We start from the raw sequence: 21,632 nt of genomic DNA on the forward strand, positions 1-21,632 counted from the left end.
TTACGCACTTACCAGAGATCATCGCCACACGCATCGCGCACGGAGACCCGATGCTGCAAGATGGCGACCTCATGTTCTAGCTCGGCAATGCGCGCGTCGCGTTCGGCAAAAGCGGCCGTCACGTCCTCGGCCTCGAGACGATGCGGGATGTACTGGGGACAGTTCATGTCCCAGGCTTCCACGGCGACCAGCAGGGCGCGGTCCGCACGGGCGCGACCGCCTTCGGGCGTCAGCCGCGCGATCAGATCGGAATCGTCCTCGACCATCCGCCCGCGCCCCCAGATCTTCACGCGTTTTGCCTGTGCGTAGTCGATCAGGAAAAGCTGCACGCGATCGTTCTCGGACAGGTTGCCCAGGGTGACGTACTGCCGGTTACCGCGGACATCGGCCATGCCGATCGTGCGGCTGTCGAGGACGTGTAGGAAACCCGGCGGTCCGCCCCGGTGCTGGATATACGGCTGACCGTCGGCGCTGGCCGTGGCGAGGAACACGCTGCGCTGTTCGGTGATGAACCGTTCCAGATCGTCCGAGATGTCGATGGGCCACTCGACCGCTTCGTAGACACGCCGCGATCCGAGACGACGCTGAGCGTTTTGCACGGCCGGCGAGAAGACGAGGCCGTCGGGGGATCTGTCGAAGTCGGACATATCTTGTCTCCGGATAGTCCATAAATGGATGAATTTGAGATCGCCCAAACGTATCAGCGTGACAAGTACGCATGTTTCCTGCCCTTAGGCACATAGAGGATACCGCAATGGCCCACACCCCCAACCGTGCCGAAGGGGCCACCCGATCCCCGCGCCACGAAGACTACGAACGATCTGAAGGCTGCGGGATCGAGGCGGCGTTGGAGATGATCGGCGGCAAATGGAAGGGCGTCATCCTCTACCATCTGTTGAACGGCGCGTTGCGGTTCACGGAACTGCAGCGGGCGGTCGGGTCGATCACGCAGCGGACGCTCACCCGACAACTGCGCGAACTGGAAGCGGACGGCATCGTCTCGCGAACCGTTCATCCCGTCGTGCCGCCGAAGGTCGAGTACGCCTTAACGGAGAAGGGGAGCGCCCTTACTCCGATCCTCACCGCGCTGCGCGAATGGGGGTTACGTCATGCGCTGTCTACGGACGGACGGGATTAGGATAGAGCCGCGATTAACGGGGGCTTCGTCGGCCCTGCAGCCGTTCCGGCAAAACGCGGCGGATGTCGGGAACGAGCCCATTTTTGCCCCATGCTGCGGTAGCAATAAAGGTCGGCTAAGCGGAAATGGTTCGAAGCTCAATCCCAGGCGCGTGCAGGCCCGCAGGCGAGAGCGTAAAGATCTCGACACCATCTGCTGTCACACCGACCGAATGCTCGAATTGTGCCGAAAGTGACTTGTCCCGCGTAACGGCTGTCCAGTCGTCAGCCAGCATTTTTACGTCGGCGCGTCCCAGATTGATCATCGGTTCAACAGTAAAAATCATACCCTCCCGAAGCTCCGGGCCGGTTCCAGCTCTGCCGAAGTTCAGGATATTGGGGGAGTCGTGAAAGACCTGACCGATCCCGTGGCCGCAAAAGTCGCGAACGACAGAACAGCGCTTGGAGTGTGCGTATGTTTGGATTGCATGGCCGATATCCCCCAGTCGCGCGCCTGGACGTATAATCCTGATGCCTTGCATCATCGTCTCATGGGCGATCTGGATCAGTCGCTCAGCCGCGCGTTTCGGCTTACCTACCACGTACATCCGACTCGAATCACCATACCACCCGTCGTGTATCAGCGTGACATCGATATTCACGATATCGCCGTCGTGTAGTTTCTTCTCGTTTGGAAAGCCGTGGCAGACAACGTGGTTGACCGATGTGCAGCAGGCGTACTGATAGCCCTTGTAGCCCAGTGTCGCAGGCACTGCGTCATGGTCGGCCGCGAAGTCGAGGACGAAGGCATTGATCTGCGCAAGAGCGGTGCCATCGCGGACAAGTTCGGATACGCCGTCAAGACATCTGGCGGTTAGGGCACCTGCGCGGCGCATCCCATCGAAGGCATCAGGTCCATAAAGCTTGATGCTTTCGGTCCTGCGTACATCCTGCCCCCTCGGTGCGACAGGCACGTTGATATAGCTGTCCATCGTGCGTCCTCTCTACGTGATCTATGATGTACCAACAGAGGTCTGATTGACCGGTCGTCAGCTACGATATATACGAATCATATATGTTTCGTATATCGCTAAGTAGGAGATGCGTCGATGGGGATCGTGAAAATCGGGGACGACCTGCATGAGGAACTACGCAAGTCAAGTTCGGTTATGTGCCGCTCAATCAACGCGCAGGCCGAATTCTGGATGAAGGTTGGTATGCTTGCCGAGGCAAATCCAACATTGCCATTTACGGAAATTATGGCGCGGCAACTGCGGAACGCCGATGTGCAGGTGCAGCAGATCGAGGCAGCCTGAGACACAGCGCCGCCATCCGAACCGCAGTATCAAACGGCAACTTTGTCCGCGCTGCCGACCTTCATCCTCAGAAAATGGTGCGCGATGGACGGATGGCCGGTCTGGTGAAGCTGCACCGCGGCGATCGGTCAGGAACTGAACGGCAGGTTTGGGCCGAGAGCGCCGGGCGATGTGATCGTCTGCCCGCTTCGTTCCAGACTTAGCGACCTTGCCGAAAATTAGCTTCTTGAATTGCTGCCGTCATGCGGCAGCCAGTGCGATAGAAGCAGGCCCGACATCGCCTCCAGTCGCGGCCAGGCATCAGCGTACTGCATCGCGAGCGCCTTCCGAGTGCCGGGGGACAGTTTCGGAACCGGTCTTCCGCGACCCTCGATATAGGGGCGAATGCGCGCTCTCAGCCGCGTCGGCAGCGCAAGCTTCACCAAGGTCTGAAGCTTTCCGGGGTGACGTAGGCGACGCGTCAGCCCCGGCCGGCTCGAAACCTGCAAGAGGTCAGCCGTAGCGTTCACCCGCTCGTTTCGTATGAGCGGGCGATGCCCCAACATCAAGTGGTCGCAGATACGCTCCCAGCATGCTTCTGGCGCGTCCTGCAGATCCTGGTAATCCAGAAACAGGATCTGCTCACGCGCGAAGACCGCGAGATAGCGCTCGACCTGCTCAGTGTAGTGACCGTGGGTCGCATAGCCGTGCCCCCAGCTCCAGCCATCTCTCAGCCGCTCTTCCTCTGCGACGAGAGCCGCATCGAAGCTCTTACATGGCTCGATACCGTCTCGCGTGTGATGCATGAATTGTGAGAATGCCCTCTCCACAGGGTCGCGCAGCAGGATGATAATGCGCGCGTCTGGTCGCGCATCTGCGATCCGGACCGGGGCGGCTTCATCAAGCAAGTAGATCGGGGAAACGTCACCCGTCCGCCGAGGACCCGACGATTCGTAAAGCGCGGCATAGCTCGGGCCGTCGGTGACTACCTGGTCGACATAGGCAGGGTCGCAAGGGCCCTTGGCGGGCGCCGGAGGTCGCGTGGCGAATGCAAAGAATCCGGGTTCCTTTACCGAAGGCAGAAATACGTCAGGGTGGTCTGACAGCCAATGGTAAACAGCCGTTGCTCCAGCCTTGGCGGCGCCGACGACGAAGAAATCGGAGGCATATGGCGGCGGAGTATAGGTCATGGCGTAAATCTCGCATACCGGTGCCACGATTGCGCGCGGGCAGAAGTATTGAACCGTATCTCTATTGGCTGGCAGCTTACACCTTTAGGATATGCGCCCCCCCCCGATGCTGCGTCCGAATTTGAATGGCTGCTTAAGAAAGTCTGCGCCGCAGCGCTCGGCTAAGAAGCGAATGGCAGCTCCGGGCCGGAAGCGACGATGTCCAAGCTGCCGTCATCCGTCTGGCGCGCCGCACTGCCGCATGTTTGCTCCGAGCCCAGTTTCCGGGATGCTGCGGAGCGATTGAACGTCGGCCTCGACGGATCGCGCTGCGGATGTCGCATCGCTGTCTATATGAATTCAGACCCCGCCGCGGATGCGTTCTGAAAGTCAGTGTTGATGTAATTAAAACACCGAACCGTTCTATGCGGGTGATTCGACAGGGCGCGCTCTAGGGAGCGCCGAGATCGTGCAGCGCGATTACTAAATCAGAAAGTCTGGAGATCGAATGTCTCCTAACCTTCCATCACCCCGCCCGCCCGTCGACCATCACATCCAGTGCCAACTCGGCTGCGCCCCGGGTAAGGCGGATGTAGTGATCATCGCAGGCAGCAAACCGGATCTGCGAAGAAAGGGCGGGAGGCGTCCGAAGGGCCAGCGACTCGCGGATGCCGGTGATCACGTGATCGCCCAGCCGGGCGATACGCCCTCCCACTGCGATAACATCGGGAGCGAGCCCGGTCACGAGGCCAGTCATCGCCTCACCAAGGTTTCGCCCCGCTTCGCGGAGCGCCATGATGGCTTGGGTGTCGCCGTCTTGCACGAGACGTTCCATGTGCTCCACGGTACTGATCGGGCGCTCGGGTCGGGCGAACTGGCGCATGAGGGCCGGATTGGCGGCGATGCCGGCGACGCAGCCGCGGTTGCCGCAGATGCATGGGGTCTCGCCGGCGGCGGCCACCGGGATATGCCCGATCTCGCCCGCCCAGCCAGCGAGGCCGCGATGCAGGCCACCGGGCAGCGCCAGTCCTGCGCCAATCCCGGTTTGCACGAGGATAAAGAGTAGCGAAACGCAGGGGTCGAACTCCATGCGCATGCCGAGCGCCATAAGGTTGGCATCATTCTCGATAACCACGTTCATGCCAAAGCGTGCGCCGAGGTCGGCAGGCAGCACACCGACACGGGACCAGGGTACCGTGCGGGTCATGCCTGAAACGGGGCCGGGCACGGCAATCACGATGGTGCGTACGAGAACGCGAGGCACGCCGGAGGTTTCCGTCATTCGGCCGAGCATGTTGTCGAGTTCCGCCACCGTCTGCTCGGCGGTAAGATCTCCCTGCATCCGCCGCTCTTCAGAGATAGCGATGCGTCCGTCGAGCGTGCAGAGTGCGCAGCCGATGACATCTGCATCGAAGCGGGCGACGAGTACCAACGCCGCTTTCGGGTTGATGCGGTAAAGCACCTTGGGGCGGCCGCGATCACCCCGTGCTTCCTGCGCTTCCTGGATCCAACCTTCGTGGATCAAGTTGGCAAGTTTGGCGGCCACGGTGTTGCGCGACCAGCCGGTCAGGTCGGCCAAGTTCCCGCGGCTGCGCGGACCGTGACGGAGGCCCTGAACAAGCAGAGCCTCGTCTCGTCCCGAAAGCTCCGGAGGGCGCCCGGTCATCGCCTCTACCACATTCACATTCCATTTTTATCAAAATTGACATTATTTAATTCAATATTGACGGTTCCATGTCAACCGCTGCTAAGCTGAATGGGTCGAGATGAGCACTTGGACGGTTGATGAGGAGACCAGACCATGACGAAACATCCCACCCGCATTTTTTCCACCAGTATCATGCTGGCCGCACTCGGTACCGCAGCCAGCGCGCAAGATGGCACCGCCGCCTTCGATGCTGCCGTTGCCGAAGCGCAGCGCATCGCAGAGGGGAAAGGGCTGTCGGGCTACATCGAGTTCATCGGCCAGAACAGCGGCGCCGAGGGCGAGACGCTGCAGCAAGTCTATGAAGCGTTCACAGAGGGCACTGGCATCGAGGTGCGCTACACCGGTACGCCAGACTCTCCTGCGATCATTCAGTCGCGCATGCAGGCCGGCAATCCGCCAGACGTCGCCGACATGCAGCTTGGCATCGCACGCGACTACGCGGCGCACGGCGCCCTGCAGGACATCGGCGGCGCATTCGGCGATACGATGACCGAGAACTTCGGGCAGGCGTTGCTCGAAACGGCCACTTTCGACGGCACGCTTGTGGGAGTGTTCCAGGGGCTTAACCCCTTCATGGTTTGGTATAATCCGCAGGCTTACGGGGGCCCCGAAGCACCGACCGAGTGGCAGGCGCTCGTTGACTACACCATGGCCGAGGCCGAAGCTGGCAACACGGCTTGGTGCGCGGCGCAGGGCGCGGGGCCGTCGAGCGGCTTCCCCGGCGCGCAGATGGTCGATAACCTCTTCCTCAAGAAGTGGGGCCCCGAGCTATACCAGCAATGGGGCAATGGCGAGCTTGCCTGGACGAGCGACGAAGTCCGCTGGGCCTTCGAGGAATTCCTGACCGTCATTGCGGCGCAGGGCCATGTGCAGGGCGGGCCGATCGGTGCGCTCTCCAGCTCGATCGCCACCGGCTACAACGGCCTCGTGGCCGACCCGGCCAACTGCGATCTGGTGATGTGGGGCGCCTGGACGCCTGGTCTTCTGGGTGACGCCGCCCAGCCGGGCGAGAACGTCGACTTCTTCCGCGTGCCTGCCAGCGATGCGGCCTATGTCGATGCCGAGCTTTTCCAGTCGGCTCTCGCGGTGGCCTTCAACGACCGACCCGAGACGATGGCCTTCCTTGAATATATGGCCTCGACCCCGGCGCAGACCTATCTCGCCTCGCTCAACCGCTGGCCGGTGGCCAATCAGAACGTGCCGGCGGACACCTATCCAAGTGAGCTTCTGCAGCGGATCGCCGAGCAGTTCCTGGCTGAAGGCGCAGTCAACTTCACCGCCGGACCGAACCTTCTGGCCGATGCCGAGACGAGCGCCGCCTACAACAAGGGCATCGTGAGCGTCCTGCAATCGCCCGACAATCTGGACCAGGTCCTTCAGACCATCGAGGCGACGACGGCCGAGTAAGGCCGTCCGTATACCAGACCCGGGGGCCGCCAATGACTGATACCCTGACTTTCGTTCCGCTAATGATTGTGCTTGGCGCGATCGGGGTGCCGGCGGCCGTGTTTGCGGCCCTTGGCGCGGGCGAGCGTGCCCTGACCCTTTTTTCTGGGGGTGCAGGGCGGCGCGCCCGACCCTGGGTCTGGCTGTTTCTGCCGCTGATCCTCGTGATCCTGATCCTCATCTACCCGGTGATCGTGACGATCTTCACTTCGTTTCAGGACGCCCGCGCTGAAAACTGGATCGGTTGGCAGAACTACGCATGGGCCTTTTCGGGCCAGATGCTCGACATCGTCGGTAACAACATTCTGTGGCTCGTGGCTTTTCCCCTGATCACGCTGGTGCTGGCGCTGGCCAGTGCCACGCTTTTCGACAAGGTGCGCTATGAGCCACTGGCGATGACCATCGTCATCTTGCCGACGGCGATCTCCTTTACCGCAGGTTCGGTGATCTGGACGCAGATGTATTCTTTTCAGCCTTCCGGCAGTCCGCAGATCGGCACGCTCAACGCCATCCGCGCGCTTTTCGGGGCCGATCCGCTCCCTTGGCTTATCCAGCCGGTGGTCAACAACTTCGCACTGATCTTCGTGGCCGTCTGGCTGCAGCTCGGAATCGCGACGCTGATCCTCTCGTCGGCCATCAAGAACGTGGGCAGCGAGATGCTCGAGGCGGCGCGGCTGGACGGGGCGGGCGAGTGGCTGATCTTCCGCGCGATGATCCTGCCCAACATCCTGCCTTCGGTACTGGTCGTGCTGACGACGATGATCATCGCCGCGCTCAAGGTCTTCGACATCGTCTACGTGATGACCAACGGCAATTTCGGCACAGACGTGATCGCCAACCGGCTTTATTACGAGCTCTTCGCGGCCAACAATCTCGGTCATGCCAGCGCCATCGCGGTGATCCTGCTTTTCACGGCTCTGCCCGTTGCCCTCATCAACATCTTCCAATTCCGCTCGGAGGCCCGCTCGTGACCGGCGCCCCCGATCCCGCCATCACCCCCCGCACGTTCTCGTCCGGCGCCCGCAAAGGCCGCCGGAGGCGTCTGCCCGGAACGCTGGTGCATGTCGTGGTATTGCTCTTCATCGTCGGATGGGTCGTGCCGATCTTGGCGCTCTTCCTGTCGTCGATCCGGACGCAGGCCGACACGGCGAGCTCGGGCTGGTGGATGGCACTGGTGCGCCCCGATCTCAGCTTGCAGAACTACGCCCTCGCGCTTGACCAACTGAACATCGCCGGCAGCCTCGGGACTTCGCTGGCCATCGCCATCCCGACCACGGTGCTAACAGTGCTGCTCTCTGTCATCGGCGCCTATGCGTTGGTGCGGATGCGCTTTGCCGGACGCACGGCACTATCGCTACTGCTCGTCTCCCTGCTTGTGACACCACCGCAGATCACGCTGGTGCCGCTCTTACGCCTTTACAACCAAGTGGGTCTGTCGGGCAGCATTCCCGGTATTTGGCTCTATCAGGTCGGCTTCACGCTGCCGTTCGGGGTGTTCCTGCTGCGTGGCTTCATCGCCTCGATCCCCAAGGATCTTTACGAGAGCGCCAATCTCGACGGGGCCTCGGAGCTGCGGACCTTCTGGTCAATCGTGCTACCTCTGTCGCGCCCGATCATGGCCTCGCTGGGGATCATGGCCTTTCTCTGGTCGTGGAACGATCTGCTCATTCCGCTGCTGTTCCTCGGCGGCTCGGGCGTCTCGCCTCCCATCACGGTCAACCTCGCCGGCCTTGTCGCGCAGACGACTCAAGGACAGGGCCCGCTCATGGCCGCCACCTTCCTGTCGGTGATCGTGCCGCTGATGCTGATCATCTCGATGCAGCGCTACTTCGTGCGCGGCATCCTCGGCGGCGCGGTGAAGGGATGAGGGGCATGGGCCAGACCACAACAGTCGAAGGAGAGCTCTCGTGACGGGCGTGTCCATCCGCAAGGCAGAGAAGAGCTACGGCGAAATCGCCGTGATTCATGGGGTCTCGGTGGAGATCGAGGAGGGCGAATTCGTTGTGCTCGTTGGCCCCTCGGGCTGCGGCAAGTCGACCCTTTTACGCATGATCGCGGGGCTGGAGGAGATAAGCGGCGGTGAAATCGCCATCGGCGAGCGCGTGGTCAACGATGTCGAGGCAAAGCACCGCGACATCGCGATGGTCTTTCAAAGCTACGCGCTCTACCCGCACATGACGGTGCGCGACAACATGGCCTTCTCGCTGAAGCTGAAAGGCATGGACAAGGCCGAGCGCGAGACGCGCATCGGCCGCGCCGCCGATATCCTCGGACTGGAGCCGTTGCTGGGCCGCTATCCCCGCCAGCTCTCCGGCGGGCAGCGCCAGCGCGTCGCCATGGGGCGGGCCATCGTGCGCGACCCGCAGGTCTTTCTCTTCGACGAGCCGCTCTCGAACCTCGACGCCAAGCTGCGCGTCGAGATGCGCAGCGAGATCAAGCAGCTCCAGCACCGGCTGAAGACGACGACGATCTACGTCACCCACGACCAGGTCGAGGCGATGACGATGGCCGACAAGATCGTCGTGATGCGCGCCGGCCGGGTCGAGCAATGCGACACGCCGCTGGGGCTATACGATAACCCGGCCAATACCTTCGTCGCCGCCTTCATCGGCTCGCCGTCGATGAACTTCGTCGAGGGCAAGGTGGAGGGCGATGCCGTCGTCGCCGAAGATGGCATCCGCCTGCCGCTGCCGGCCGGCCAGGGCGCCGCCCTTGCCGGCCAGCGCGTCACCTACGGCTTTCGCCCTGAGCATATGGAGCTGGCGCCCAAGGGCGGCATCCCCTGCGAGATCGAGCTGATCGAGCCCACCGGCTCGGAGACGATGGTCTCGCTGCGGATGGGACAGGCGGCGGTCGCCGGCGTGTTCCGCGAGCGCATCGCCGGCCCCGAGGGCAGCACGCTCGGCATCCGCCCCGATGCCGCCCGCATCCATCTCTTCGATCCCCGGACGGGCCAGCGGCTCGCCTGAGCCCGCCCGCCCCATTCCCCCAGAAGGTGACCCCCATGATTCCGAACAACGACCTGTCGTTCCAGATGTTCTCCTCCCGCGAGGCGGAGACGATGGAGGAGCAGCTCTCGCTCCTTGCCGAGTTGGGCTATACCGACGTCCAGCCCTTCTTCTTCGGCCCGCCGGAGAGCATGGATGCGGTGCGCGACGACGCTGCGGAAATGAAGCGCCACGGGCTGACGGCCAAGAGCGGGCATTTCACCTTCGACATCTTCGAGAGACATCCCGATCTGGTGGAGGAGATCGCCAAAGCCTACGGCATGTGGCTGGTGGTGCTGCCCTACATCGATCCCGAGGATCGGCCGAGTGACGCGGATGGCTGGAAGGCCATCGGCGCCAAGCTGGCCCGGTTCACCGAGGAGATGACCGCCCGCGGCCTGACCTTCGCCTACCATAACCACGAGTTCGAGATGGTCCCGCTCGCGGACGGCTCCTACCCGATTGACCACCTCCTCGGCGAGAGGGTGCCCTTCGAGCCTGACCTTGCCTGGATGGTTGCCGGCGGGGCTGAACCGCTCGCCTGGCTGAAGAAATATGCCGGCCGCATCCCGGCGGTGCATGTGAAGGACAAGGCCGCCGAGGGCGAGAACGCCGACCAGATGGGCTTCGCCGACCTCGGCCACGGCGTGCTCGATTGGCAGACCCTCTGGGATGCCTCCATCGAAGCCGGCGCCGAATTGATGGTGGTGGAGCATGACATGCCCGGCGACTGGCGCCGTTTCGCCCGCCGCAGCATCGAGAGCCTGCGCCGCATCGGCGGCGCCGGCTGACCTTCCTCCAGACGAACTGAGACTGACATGAACGACCCCGCCTACGATGCCATCGTCATCGGCTCCGGCCCCTCGGGCTCCTTCGCGGCGAAGGAACTGACAGAGCAGGGACTAAAGGTGCTGATACTTGAAGCTGGCCCGAAGGTCGGCCCCGAGCATTTCGACCCCGCTCGCAAGCCCGCCAAGCCCGCCGCGATCAATATCGCCGAGCGGGCGATGGCGACGCTGAAGGGGCAGGGGGCGCAATCGCTCGCGCCCTTCTTTCGCGGCCTGTTCAGCCAGTTCTATGTCAACGACCGCGAGCATCCCTACACTACGCCGAAGGACGCGCCCTACATCTGGATCAGGGGCCGTCAGGCCGGGGGGCGCTCTCACACCTTCGGGCGCGTCCTCCTGCGTTGGAGCGATGACGACTTCCGCGCGCACAGCCTGACGGGCACGGGCGTGGACTGGCCGATCGGCTATGACGACCTCGCGCCTTATTACGACGAGGTCGAAGGCTTCCTCGGCCTCTACGGCAACGCCGATGGCGTGGAATCGTTGCCAGACCCCATGGCGAAGTACCCCGCCCATCTCTCCCCGGCGGAGGAGGCATTCAAGGCCAACCTCGAACGCCGTTTTCCTGCCCGCCACGCCGTCGCCTGGCGCGCTGTGGCGCCGACGCCGGACCGGATTTTCCCGCCCCTGCGCGCCGCGCTGGAAACAGGCAACCTCACCATCCGCTACGACAGCATCGCCGCTCGCATCCTGACCGACGGCGCGCGGGCGACCGGAGTAGAGGTAATCGACCGCGAGAGTCGGACGCGAGAGATCTTGCGGGCGGATCAGATCCTCTGCGCCGCCTCGCCGATCGAAACGATCCGCCTGCTTTTCAACTCGGGTTGCGAGGACCATCCCGACGGGCTGGGCAATTCCTCCGGCCTGCTTGGGCGCTATTTCATGGACCAGCTTCCCATGCTCGGCCTCGGCGCCTTTCCCGAGGTGCCGGGCTGGGCCGAGGTCGCGGGGTTCCCCGAAGACCCGTTCTACGACCCGTCGGGCGGCATCTTCATTCCGCGCTTCGATCGGGCCTCGCCGGATCGCGGCGAATTTTCCTTCCAGGGCGCCATTGGCCGCAGCCCGGTGCCCGACGGTGACCCCTCGGCACTGCTGTTCTTCGGCTTCGGTCAGATGCAGCCCAGTTTTGACAACCGTGTCACGCTCGCTCCCCGCAAAAAGGACCACTGGGGCCTACCCGCGCCGCATATCATCTGCAAGATCCGGGACGCCGACCACGCGCTGCTCGCCAAGCAGGAAGAGGCTTTTCTTTCCACCATCAACAGCGCCGGCGGTATAGTCGAATTCCTCGGCTCGCCTCATGGTATCCGTGAATGGGGTCGGGGCGCCTACCCGGGCGAGAAGAAGTTGATGCGTTTTCTCTTCAAGCGCTTCTTTCACCGCGTCATGGTTATGGGTGCCGGCATACACGAATGCGGCGGCGCCCGTATGGGGAGCGATCCGACGGCTAGCGTAACGGACGATCACGGCCGCCTTTGGGATGTGCCGAACATCTCCCTCGTCGATGCCAGCACCTTCGCCGGCAGCGGCGTTTCAGGCACGACGCTTACCATCATGGCACAGGCCGTCCGCTCCGCCCGATCCATAGCGCGTGGCTCCAATTGGCCGCAGTAAGCGGCGACGGGGTAGGCCCTGCCTGCGCAAGACGCGGCTTGGCACCACGAGGCCGATGAAGAGAATCCCCCCGTCCGGGCGAGGATCGTCACGCCGCGGCTGGCGGTGAAAGCGGTCTCTTGATGCCCCGGCACCACGGGGGGCCTAGCTCATGGCGCAGGCGCTCGGCCGCGCGGAGGGCCTGCGCCACGGCCATCCTGTAGGGCAGAACGGCGACCTCTCCCCCGCCGAAGCGGGAGGCGAAATTACTGCTCATCGAAGTCCAGGTTACCGTCTAACCAGCGATGCGCAGCCTGCGCGGTGGGCAAAAGTGTCGTCGATACGCTTGCCACTTGTGCCCGTTTCCCTTGGTGCGCATTGGAAAGGCTCTAGCCTCCGCCTCAGACGTTCCTCATCGGGTGACACCGGCCGAACCGACCCTCTCGGAACAGATCTTGGCCGTGACTGTGAGATCGCTTTCCGCGGCGGCCATTCGTCTAGAGTGCAGCGAAGGCCCGTTTCGTCCGCATAGCTGACCTTGGGCACCTGAAAATACTGCGTCATGCATGAATGACTGGTTTGGGGGAGCTGCGTTGCAACGTCGGGGCTGGTGATGAATGGCCGCTTAGGGCCAGCCGCTACAGCCGGCCCGTCCGGTTCAGATTTCCACCGCCTCGGCGATCGCAAGGGCATCTTCGAGCTCGACACCGAGGTAACGCACAGTGCTGTCCATCTTCGTGTGGCCAAGGAGGAGTTGCACCGCCCGCAGGTTGCCGGTCTTTCGGTATATCTGCGCGACCTTCGTCCTCGACAATCGGCCGACGCCAAATCATAGCACCGATCTGCGGCGAAAGTCAGCTTTGAGCCCAAACTACCCTCGCTGCTCATGGAAGCTTCGCAGTTGCAGCACGGACGGCTTCGACGTGACCGGCCCTTACCTGCCGTTCACGTGGAGAGGCTGCGCTGCGGTTCGTTTCCCCGAAGCGGACATTGATGCCCCCGCGCAGCGTTGTCTCGGCGCTTGTGTCAGCTTCGCGGACAGAGCGGTCCGTTTTTTTCGAGTTGGTGTTGCTTCGGCGTTCGATTAATTAGCGCAATGCGAATGATCCTGGCGCCATCGAACCTTGGCCTTCGGCCGCTCCATCCCGGCCATGAACCGGGCACCTGGCGCGCGCCCGCAGCTCTTATGGAAGCCGGTCTTCTCGATGCGCTCAGGCCTTCGGACGTGACGGAGCTTTCACGCCCGACCTACTCGCCGGAACCGCAACCCGGCACCCGGTTGCGCAACGGACCCGAACTTCGGCGGTTCAACCTTGAGCTGGCCGACGCAGTGGAACATGCTGTCCGGAGCGATGAATTTGCACTTGTTCTTGGCGGGGATTGCTCGATCATGCTCGGGGCTCTCGCCGGCGCGCGACGCCTCCGACCGCTTTCCCTTCTGCACATCGACGGCCACAGCGACTTTAGACACCCGGGCAACTACGATGTCGACGCGACACTCGGAGCCGTGGCCGGGATGGATCTCGCTTTGGCCACGGGCCGCGGCGAGGCCACGGCAACCGAGTGGCCAGGATGCCCGGTGCCGCTCGTAGAGGACCACCACGTCATCCAGCTTGGCGAGCGCGAAAATCGGGATGCGGACTTTGCGTGGCCCGACGTGAACGAGACCAAGATCACGCAGATCGACGTGTTCGAGGCCAATCGCTCGGGTCTCTCGGACATCATCGCAAGGATCGACAGGACGTTGGCGAAGCTGCCAAGCGGCGGCCTATGGATCCACCTCGACGTGGACGTTCTGGACCAATCCATCATGCCGGCAGTCGATTGCCCGGGGTCGCCGGGCCTCTCTCCGAACGATCTTCAGCAGATCCTGCAAAGGTATACCGCCGACCTCCGCTGCCTCGGTATGACAGTCACCGTCTTCGATCCGGACCTCGACCCCGAAGGAGTGCACGCGAAGACGATTGTAGAAATTCTCTCGTTCATTGCACTGCAGCGAGGTCCGGGAGCGGACATGCGGCAACGCGGCGTACTGGACGCCTAAGGACCTCGTCTGCCCGGCAGAGACGGCCCTCTGCGGCCATTGGCCAGCTTCGGCTTTGCCGCAGCGTGGCTTCCCCATAGCGGACCTTGATGGCACCGCGCAGCATAGCCCAGGTGCCCAAGGTCGGCAGAGCGGACAGAGCTGCCGTTCGCGCTTACACGTCGAATGGCAGCTTCCGCAGCAATTCTTCAAGGAATTGGGGTGCCCGGGCTACTCCCACCAAAGCCGAGGGCTACACATCCAGGCTTCCGCCGAATGATTTCGGGACAAGATCATCCTTTCCTTTGCCGGATCGGATCAGTCCCAGGATCTTCGCTGCGACGCGGTCCGGGGCGTGGATCGCTTGGCCTACGGCCTCAAGCTCCGCTTCGGCCGCGCTTTCCCCTGTCTGGACGGAGCCATAGAACTCGGTGTCGGTAACAAAGGGATACATCGTGGAAACGGTTATGCCCGCCTCGGCCAGTTCGATCCGCGCCACATCCGAAAGCATGTTCATCGCGGCCTTCGAACTTGTATAGCCACCAGCACTTGGAAGGGCACCGAAAGTCGCACCGGAGCTGACATTGACGATCGCCCCCCGCCCTTGCCGACGCATCTGCGGCAGCACGGCCTGCATCATTGCCAATGGCGCAATCGTGTTGAGTTCCAAAAGCTCCCGATATTCGGCGATTTCGATCTCGTCGATGTTGGCATAGAAGCCACGGCCGGCGTTGTTTACCAGGACGTCGACCCGGCCGAACGTATCGAGGACCGTTTGCACGCAGCGCGCGATCTGAGCGGGGTCGGTGACGTCGCATGCAACCGGCATGGCATCTGGACCAAGCCGTGTCGCGATCTCGCTCAGACGGTCCGCGCGCCGGGCGATCAGGGCAACTCGTGCGCCCAGTTCGATGGCCGCGGAGGCTGTTGCCAGGCCAATGCCGGACGACGCGCCGGTGATGAGGATGGTGGATTTTTCGATATCCATGGGAGAGGTCTCCTTGCTTTGTCAAGTTGAGGCACGGCCGCCCCTGCCGGGACTGCAGGACATGCCGGAACGCCTCCCTGATATGGAGCGCAAAGAATATCGAGACGCCTACGATACGATCGTAATCTTGCATAATTTTATCATTTTTTATACGGCAAGCTGATGACCAGCATGCAGTCCATGATTTCACTATTCCCGAAACTGGTGAGCCGCCTAGCCAACCGGCTGCCTAAGGGCGAGACGCATACGGCCCTCGGATCAGTGTCCTTTCTCAAGGTGATCACGCCCGGCGAACTCGTCCCAGAGGTCCAGGAACCCATTGTCAGCCTCATCCTTCAGGGCGAGAAGCGCCTTTCTATCGGACGTGATGCCCTGCATTATCGTGTCGGCAACACATATGCCGCCGCAATCGATCTGCCCACGCGGATCGAGATTCTGGGATGTTCGCGAACGCGCCCCTACCTCGCGATGACGCTCCGCCCTGATCCCGCGCTGATCGCCGATCTGGCACAGCGCTCAGAGCCCATGGTGCCCACATCCGGCACGCGGGCCTTCGCCGTCAATCCGGCAGATACGGAACTGCTCGATGCCTATCGAAGACTTCTGCAAACTCTCGAGAGGCCCAGAGATCTGGAAGTGATGGGTCCGCTGATCGAGAAGGAGATCCTGTTTCGGCTCCTTCAGGGTCCTCAAGGCCCAATCCTGCGAAAGTTGGTCGCAAATGGGGGGCGGCACGCGGGCATCGCAAAAGCAATCGCACGGATAAGGACAGAATACACAGGGCCTCTGCGGGCCGCGGACCTGGCCAGCGCGTCGGGGATGAGCGTGCCTACCTTCTACCGGCGCTTCAAGGCAGAGACGGGCATGTCGCCGCTCCAATACCGGACCCGTCTACGGCTCTACGAGGCGCGGCGCAGGCTGCATGCCACACCCACCCATGTCGCCCGCCTGGCGTTCGATCTCGGTTACGACAGCCCCTCGCAATTTTCCCGCGAATACGCCCGGGAGTTCGGCGTTCCGCCCGCCCGCGATGCTGACCTGATGCGCGCAAGGGTGCTCGACGGGTAGCGTAAGCGCCCGTCGCTCAATTCGGATCGCCACCAGGCGGCCTTCAGGCCTACAGAAATTTGCAGGGGGCGTCGAGTTTCTATCTCCATCGTCAGGCTCGTGGCGCCGGAACAACCGCACCGCGTGCGAAGCGTTCGTTCGTCGGCATCCGGCATTTAGCCCGGAGCAGCTGGCCCTCTGCTAGCTTGGCTTTCGGTCAAAAACATAATCAGTGCGCGTAACGCTGGAGGTGTCTGACGTCGGCTCGGATGATAGAGGAAGAACCCCGCGTATCGCTTGCTCCATGGTTCGAGAACCTCGACGAGTTCACCGCGCACGACATGCAGCGCCACCATCGGTTCGCTGAGGCAGGCCAGGCCCGTGCCGGAGAGCGCCGCCTCTTTCAAGAGGCCGGTATCGTTGACCGAAAATGGCCCCTCGACGTTGATTTCGAAGGGGCCGTCCGGGCCGCCGAACGGCCAGCGATATGGCTGACGGCTATCTGCCCAGCGGTAATTGATGCAGAGGTGGCGTTTCAGATCCTGCGGAGACTGCGGAACGCCATGTTTGGCGAGATAACCGGGCGTGCCGACAACGGTGTTGCGGAAAGGTGGGGTCAATCGGACGGCGATCATGTCTTTTTCCAGCATCTCCTGGGGACGAATGCCCGCGTCGGATCCGCTTCCGATGACATCGCTCAGCGCATCGTCCAGCACGATATCAAGGTGGATGCCAGGGTGGAGCGCCGCGAATTCCGCGAGCCGCGGCATCAACAGCACCTCTGCAGCGAGCCGCGGCAGATTGAGCCGTACTGTTCCCGTAGCATCGCCCCTCCGTGCAAGGGTGTCATCGACAGCCTCCTCAAGGCTGGCGACGGCGGGCAGCAGGCGGGCGTATAGCAACTGCCCCGCCTCGGTCGGCGAAACGCTTCGAGTCGTGCGGTTCAGCAGGCGATGACCGAGGCGCCCTTCGAGGCGCTTGATCGTCCGGCTGAGAGCAGAGGGTGTCACGCCCAACCGTCCGGCTGCTTCGCGAAAGCTGCGGGTCTCGGCGATCATCATGAACGCCCGCAATTCTGCAAATTCCCCACCGCCAATCATTCATTCTCTCAAGTCAATGATGTGATGATTATTATGCCCATTAATATTCATTCCGAAAAGGGCCATCTGAGACCTGTCAAACCGATGGAGACCGCGATGCATACCGAACCCACCCAAATGGCCGCCTGGCAGCACGAGAATGCGTCGGCGCTGCATATTTCCGCCGCCCCGATCACCGCGCCGCAAGGCAACGAGATCCTGATCAAGAACGCCGCCATCGGGATCAATCCACTGGACTGGCTGCTACAGAGCGGCATGAGCCTCCCCTGGTTGACCTTCCCGATGATCACCGGCAGCGATGTCGCGGGCACCGTGGCGGCAGTCGGGCCCGATGTCACCCGTTTTGCGATTGGTGACCGCGTAATTGGGCAGGCCGTAAGCACCACGGTCAACAAGTCCGCCGAAGGCGCATTCCAGGAATACACAATCGTGGCCGATCACATGGCCGCGCCGATTCCCGCGACATTATCCTTTGCCGAGGCCGCCGTGCTTCCACTGGGGCTCGGCACGGCTGCCGGAGGGCTTTATGGCGAGACGCAGCTTGCCCTGCTGCCGCCGTCTCTCTCGCCAAAGGCGCAGGACGACGTGGTTCTCGTCTGGGGAGGTTCCTCCAGCGTGGGCTGCAATGCCATCCAGCTGGCCGTCGCCTCCGGCTACACAGTCTTTGCTACCGCTTCGGCGTCCAATGCCGGGATGTTGCAGAAACTCGGCGCGGCGCAGGTCTTCGATTACACCGTCGAGACGTGCTCCGAGCGCCTGATCTCCGCACTGGAGGGACGCCGCCTTGCGGGGACGCTGCATGCCACCGGCAACCTGCATGACTGCGCCGAGGTCGTCAGCCGCGCGGAAGGCAGAAAGATGATCGCCGCGACACTCCCGGCACCCGAGGATTTCCGCAAAGACGTTGTCGTTGGCCACATCCACGGCACAGCGCTTAAGGACGATAATGTCGGACCAATGATATATCGAGATTTCCTGCCCGCCGCGCTGGTCCAAGGCCGCTACCAAGCCGCACCGAAACCGCGGGTCGCAGGCCACGGGCTTCACGCGCTTCAGGACGCATTGGCCCTCCAGAAGACCGGTGTCTCTGGCGAGAAAATCGTCGTTTCGCTTGTTTGAATAGCTTTCAGTTCCGGAATTGAAAGCCCAGTTTAGGCTCGAAGCAGACCTGCGGCGGCGCAGCATGAGGCACCTCCGTGGCTCCCCAAGTGCGCCGCCGCTCCCGGCCCAAACCAGACATTCTCCACGTAAGTCATTGCTGCGGCGCAGACATTCCGAACCGACCGTTTGTGACACTCCGCAGCACAATATGACGGTGAAGGTTGGCGACCAGACAGATGCCATAACGACCGTCTCGACATCCAATGATCGCCCGCTTCGCGTCATGGCAATGTGATTAATCCGCCAAACACCCGGACAGATTCTCGCTCCCACGCCCTGTTGAACCAAGTAACATGGCGTTTAACCTGCTGCCTAATCTCGGGACAGCCCATGACCTCTGACGCTTTGTAGGCATAGCGCAAGAAGTTGCGCCTCTTACCGAGGTGGGTATATCGCGCAAAGCTCTCGCGTTTGAACACTTCGAAAGACGGAATGTTTTTCGCTTTCGCGGCAACCATCTTGGCGTGAATACCGCGGCCCATCTTTCTCCGGTATGCATCGAGCGAAGATTCTCGGATGAGCGTTTTCACCCCGTCGTAGGTAAATCCAAGGTATTGAATTGGCGTGGCTGAGATCAGGACACCGCCCTTGAAATCGGCAGAATCTGTCTTCTCAACGGACATGGCGAGGCCGAAGTCCGATAGCATCTTCTCGACCACCGCAACTACATGTCGGACCTTCACACCCAGCGGCAGGATGACCGCAATGTCGTCCGAATATCGTCTGTAGGAACCTCCCAGCCGGGCGCACCAAGCAATCATCTCGCGGTCGAAGGTGCGAAGGTAGATGTTGGCATACAATCCGGACACTGGCGTTCCCTGAGGGATACCAAACGTCTGGTCATGGGTCCGAATGAGACCGCCTTTTCGACCTCTGACATGCTCTGAGAAGTCTTTTGGTGAGCAAATCCGCCCGTGGCCGTTACGCTTCCGCCCGAGCAGCTTGTCCAGATCGGATGTCTCGACCCAAGAATAGCGCGTTACGTTTTTCCACACGGTAGCGTGGTGACCATCAAGGCGGGTCTCGTCCAGCAACCCAGCTATCTCATCGCGCAGAAGCAGGTGGTCGAGACAGTCGAAGAACCCGGATATGTCCATCGCGACAACAGTGCAGTCACCTCGCGACTTGATCTCGTCGAACAGAGCCTTGGCGTGATGGATGTTAGTACCGCCACCTCGACGATACGCCAGAACAGAGCTAGAGCTGCCATCCTTCGCCAGCGCCCGCTCATAGAACCCATTGAGATGCCCGGCGTAGGCTTGCAGGTAAGCCGCGTCTTCATGACCCGCAAACCGAATGGGTCGCTTCTTGATCTTCTTTTTGCCGTTCCCCGATGCATCTCGAAGGTACATTCGCCGGATATCAGTGAATCCAAGCAGGGGAAGAAACCTATGCGGGTTATCTTGTCCCGAGAAGTCGATTGCCAACTCGCGGCCAGTCGGCGGCAGGTCGAAGTGCTTATACCTCCGCTCTTTCGATACGGCGCGCAGCATGAAGTCGTCAGTGGATGGATCGAACTCGTTTTCGGAAGGCATGTAAAACCCGGGCATAGCGACTCCGTTCGTCAAATGCCCGGGCTATTGAACCTAGCTCCCATCAACGGACACCGAGGTGCCCTCCGGTACGAGAAAACCTGGCGTGGTATGTTGTAACCACGATGTGCGAAGGATGCGCCATGATCGAAATCACGACCACCCGGTGCCCCTGGGCGCGGATCGCGCTTGCGGGCCTTAACACTGGTCATCCGGGTCCTGTGCCCCGGGGCACTGAACGATGTGGGTGCTCATTTCCACGATACAAGACCCGGTATGACCTTTTCTTGATCCCGAGTGTCTGCTTTTGACTGAACTCGATAGTTAGCTTGCTGCCGCAGCGAAGGTCCGCTTCCCGCCCCTGATGTCGATCGAGCGGGTTCCGGCCTTGGTTCTCGCTTGAATGGCCGCTTCCGCGGTGCGGCCGAGGTGCCTTCGCGACCGCGGCGAAAGTCCGGCATCCGCCCTAACTTCCCACGTCTTCGCGGTTGCGGCGGAAGGCGAGCGTCCGCAGCGAATGGCAGGAAGGTCCGCAAAGCTGATCCTCGGCGATGGACGTGCGCGCGTGGGACGTCTATCCCGTGGCGACGTCGTGGCGCTACGACGATGAGCGCGGCGAGTAGATAGAGCCTGAATAGGAGCGCCGCATGAACCGACTGATCCTCCCGTCCCTACTCGCTGCCGGGCCGGCCCTCGCCGAATGCCCCAAGCCGTCTGACCTCGCCACCGGCATCCGCGTTGAGTACAGTGACGGGATGGTCGAGGTCTTTCGCTCCGCCGGGCCGGGAATGGTAGAGGCCGTCGGCCTCTTCAGTGATGGCGAGCCGTTCTTTCTGATGGAAATGGCGCGGGGCCTCTACGTGACGTCCTATGCCGAGATCTGGGGCGATTTCATCGACGTAGAGAATGCCACGCTCCACAATTTCGGAGCGCCCGCCACCGAATTGCCTTTGCCCGTCCCGGGGAAGAGCTGGGACGCGCAGGCGCAGGTCATCTACCCGGGGGAGGCGCCCGGGGACGTGACCCAGCGCTTCGTCTCCGGCGCGTCTGAGACACTGACCGTCGGCGACTGCAGCTTCGAGTCGGTCGAGGTGATCACGGCCTATGAGAGGGACGACAATTATGTGGAGGGCATGAGCTATCTGCGCGATTTCGGCTTTGGCTGGCTCAGCTGGGCGGATGACGACACCGATGGCCGCTTGGACGTCACCGCCGTCTCCATCGCGCCGATCGCGCCGGGAAACTGGCCGCTCAACCACTAGGCCGGCACTGACCTGCAACGACTTCTTGGAGGTCCCGCAATCCCGCTGCTGTAGTCGGTGATGATTCAATAACCGGGCCGGCGAAACGGTAGTTTTCCTACGAATAACGATTGGCGGAAATGTCCGCTTAGCGGACCTTGGGCGGCGGGAAATGCTGGGCGACGTACGAACGACCCCTTCGATGAAGCTGCGCTTCGGCGTGGTTACCCGGTCCCAAAGTCGGCTTTGGGTGACCTGCCACTGAACTTTCATCCAGCCACGACCGGAGCCCGGTTAGTGTTTACGCCGGTTGGCGCAGGTTGAGCAATCGCCCGGCGCGCGGAGCTTTCATCTCGCGCAGCGGGGCGGGCGATTGCG

General features: G+C 62.1%; 19 protein-coding genes and 1 pseudogene. 12 read left to right on the forward strand and 8 right to left on the reverse strand.

The annotated features are described in order from the left end of the window. Positions 1 to 8: 8 nt before the first annotated feature. Positions 9 to 647, reverse strand: a complete 639-nt coding sequence (locus EU805_RS16595) for a pyridoxamine 5'-phosphate oxidase family protein (protein ID WP_129765099.1) — start codon at positions 645 to 647, stop codon at positions 9 to 11. A 107-nt stretch (positions 648 to 754) separates the two neighbouring features. On the opposite strand from EU805_RS16595, the gene EU805_RS16600 reads away from it, so the two are divergent. Continuing rightward, positions 755 to 1,138: a helix-turn-helix domain-containing protein gene (locus EU805_RS16600; protein WP_129765100.1), complete on the forward strand. Its 384-nt coding sequence runs from the start codon at positions 755 to 757 to the stop codon at positions 1,136 to 1,138. 115 nt (positions 1,139 to 1,253) lie between these two features. Here EU805_RS16600 and map read toward each other — a convergent pair whose 3' ends face one another. Further along, positions 1,254 to 2,108, reverse strand: coding sequence for a type I methionyl aminopeptidase (map, locus tag EU805_RS16605; RefSeq protein WP_129765101.1), 855 nt, complete (start codon positions 2,106 to 2,108; stop codon positions 1,254 to 1,256). A 117-nt stretch (positions 2,109 to 2,225) separates the two neighbouring features. Here map and EU805_RS16610 point away from each other — a divergent pair, with 117 nt between their 5' ends. After that, complete coding sequence (locus EU805_RS16610) at positions 2,226 to 2,432, forward strand: ParD-like family protein (protein WP_129765102.1); 207 nt, start codon at positions 2,226 to 2,228, stop codon at positions 2,430 to 2,432. Between the two features lie 218 nt (positions 2,433 to 2,650). On the opposite strand, the gene EU805_RS16615 is transcribed toward EU805_RS16610, so the two are convergent. Both EU805_RS16615 and EU805_RS16620 read right to left on the reverse strand, forming a co-directional pair. Continuing rightward, complete coding sequence (locus EU805_RS16615; protein ID WP_129765103.1) at positions 2,651 to 3,601, reverse strand: sulfotransferase; 951 nt, start codon at positions 3,599 to 3,601, stop codon at positions 2,651 to 2,653. 505 nt (positions 3,602 to 4,106) lie between these two features. Further along, positions 4,107 to 5,159, reverse strand: a complete 1,053-nt coding sequence (locus tag EU805_RS16620; protein ID WP_165352008.1) for an ROK family transcriptional regulator — start codon at positions 5,157 to 5,159, stop codon at positions 4,107 to 4,109. Positions 5,160 to 5,381: 222 nt separating this feature from the next. On the opposite strand from EU805_RS16620, the gene EU805_RS16625 reads away from it, so the two are divergent. The 6 genes from EU805_RS16625 to EU805_RS16650 are packed head-to-tail and all read left to right on the forward strand — an operon-like array spanning position 5,382 to position 12,183. After that, complete coding sequence (locus EU805_RS16625; protein WP_129765105.1) at positions 5,382 to 6,695, forward strand: ABC transporter substrate-binding protein; 1,314 nt, start codon at positions 5,382 to 5,384, stop codon at positions 6,693 to 6,695. A 32-nt stretch (positions 6,696 to 6,727) separates the two neighbouring features. Continuing rightward, a complete protein-coding gene (locus EU805_RS16630; RefSeq protein ID WP_129765106.1) occupies positions 6,728 to 7,705 on the forward strand; it encodes a carbohydrate ABC transporter permease in 978 nt (325 codons plus the stop codon). Continuing rightward, on the forward strand, positions 7,702 to 8,601 hold the full coding sequence (locus EU805_RS16635; protein ID WP_129765107.1) for a carbohydrate ABC transporter permease: 900 nt from the start codon (positions 7,702 to 7,704) through the stop codon (positions 8,599 to 8,601). Before EU805_RS16630 ends, EU805_RS16635 begins: the two co-directional genes overlap by 4 nt. Positions 8,602 to 8,641: 40 nt before the next feature. Beyond that, entirely contained in the window at positions 8,642 to 9,703 is a 1,062-nt protein-coding gene (locus EU805_RS16640; protein ID WP_129765108.1) for an ABC transporter ATP-binding protein, read from the forward strand. Positions 9,704 to 9,738: 35 nt separating this feature from the next. Further along, a complete protein-coding gene (locus EU805_RS16645) occupies positions 9,739 to 10,512 on the forward strand; it encodes a sugar phosphate isomerase/epimerase (RefSeq protein ID WP_129765109.1) in 774 nt (257 codons plus the stop codon). Positions 10,513 to 10,539: 27 nt separating this feature from the next. Next, a complete protein-coding gene (locus EU805_RS16650; RefSeq protein WP_129765110.1) occupies positions 10,540 to 12,183 on the forward strand; it encodes a GMC oxidoreductase in 1,644 nt (547 codons plus the stop codon). A 637-nt stretch (positions 12,184 to 12,820) separates the two neighbouring features. On the opposite strand, the pseudogene EU805_RS17780 reads toward EU805_RS16650, so the two are convergent. Then, a pseudogene (locus EU805_RS17780) lies at positions 12,821 to 12,973 on the reverse strand (integrase); the annotation flags it as partial. A 291-nt stretch (positions 12,974 to 13,264) separates the two neighbouring features. Here EU805_RS17780 and EU805_RS16655 point away from each other — a divergent pair. Then, positions 13,265 to 14,206, forward strand: a complete 942-nt coding sequence (locus EU805_RS16655; protein ID WP_207208131.1) for an arginase family protein — start codon at positions 13,265 to 13,267, stop codon at positions 14,204 to 14,206. A gap of 232 nt (positions 14,207 to 14,438) precedes the next feature. Here EU805_RS16655 and EU805_RS16660 read toward each other — a convergent pair whose 3' ends face one another. Further along, positions 14,439 to 15,173: an SDR family oxidoreductase gene (locus EU805_RS16660; protein ID WP_129765112.1), complete on the reverse strand. Its 735-nt coding sequence runs from the start codon at positions 15,171 to 15,173 to the stop codon at positions 14,439 to 14,441. Positions 15,174 to 15,335: 162 nt separating this feature from the next. Between EU805_RS16660 and EU805_RS16665 the strand changes: the two genes are divergently transcribed. Then, on the forward strand, positions 15,336 to 16,241 hold the full coding sequence (locus tag EU805_RS16665; RefSeq protein WP_129765113.1) for an AraC family transcriptional regulator: 906 nt from the start codon (positions 15,336 to 15,338) through the stop codon (positions 16,239 to 16,241). Positions 16,242 to 16,396: 155 nt separating this feature from the next. On the opposite strand, the gene EU805_RS16670 is transcribed toward EU805_RS16665, so the two are convergent. Beyond that, the gene (locus tag EU805_RS16670) at positions 16,397 to 17,320 is read right to left on the reverse strand and encodes a LysR family transcriptional regulator (RefSeq protein ID WP_255465917.1); all 924 of its coding nucleotides are present in this window, start codon (positions 17,318 to 17,320) and stop codon (positions 16,397 to 16,399) included. Between the two features lie 96 nt (positions 17,321 to 17,416). Here EU805_RS16670 and EU805_RS16675 point away from each other — a divergent pair, with 96 nt between their 5' ends. Continuing rightward, positions 17,417 to 18,439 carry a zinc-binding alcohol dehydrogenase family protein gene (locus EU805_RS16675; protein WP_129765114.1) on the forward strand — a complete coding sequence of 341 codons (1,023 nt, stop codon included), beginning with the start codon at positions 17,417 to 17,419 and terminating at the stop codon, positions 18,437 to 18,439. A gap of 263 nt (positions 18,440 to 18,702) precedes the next feature. On the opposite strand, the gene drt2 is transcribed toward EU805_RS16675, so the two are convergent. Continuing rightward, on the reverse strand, positions 18,703 to 20,031 hold the full coding sequence (drt2, locus tag EU805_RS16680) for an antiviral reverse transcriptase Drt2 (RefSeq protein ID WP_129765115.1): 1,329 nt from the start codon (positions 20,029 to 20,031) through the stop codon (positions 18,703 to 18,705). 629 nt (positions 20,032 to 20,660) lie between these two features. Here drt2 and EU805_RS16685 point away from each other — a divergent pair. Then, positions 20,661 to 21,275 (forward strand): hypothetical protein, encoded by a 615-nt coding sequence (locus EU805_RS16685; protein ID WP_129765116.1) that lies wholly within the window; start codon positions 20,661 to 20,663, stop codon positions 21,273 to 21,275. Positions 21,276 to 21,632: the final 357 nt, after the last annotated feature.

The sequence above is a fragment of the Salipiger sp. IMCC34102 genome, assembly GCF_004145405.1.
Classification (GTDB): domain Bacteria; phylum Pseudomonadota; class Alphaproteobacteria; order Rhodobacterales; family Rhodobacteraceae; genus Loktanella.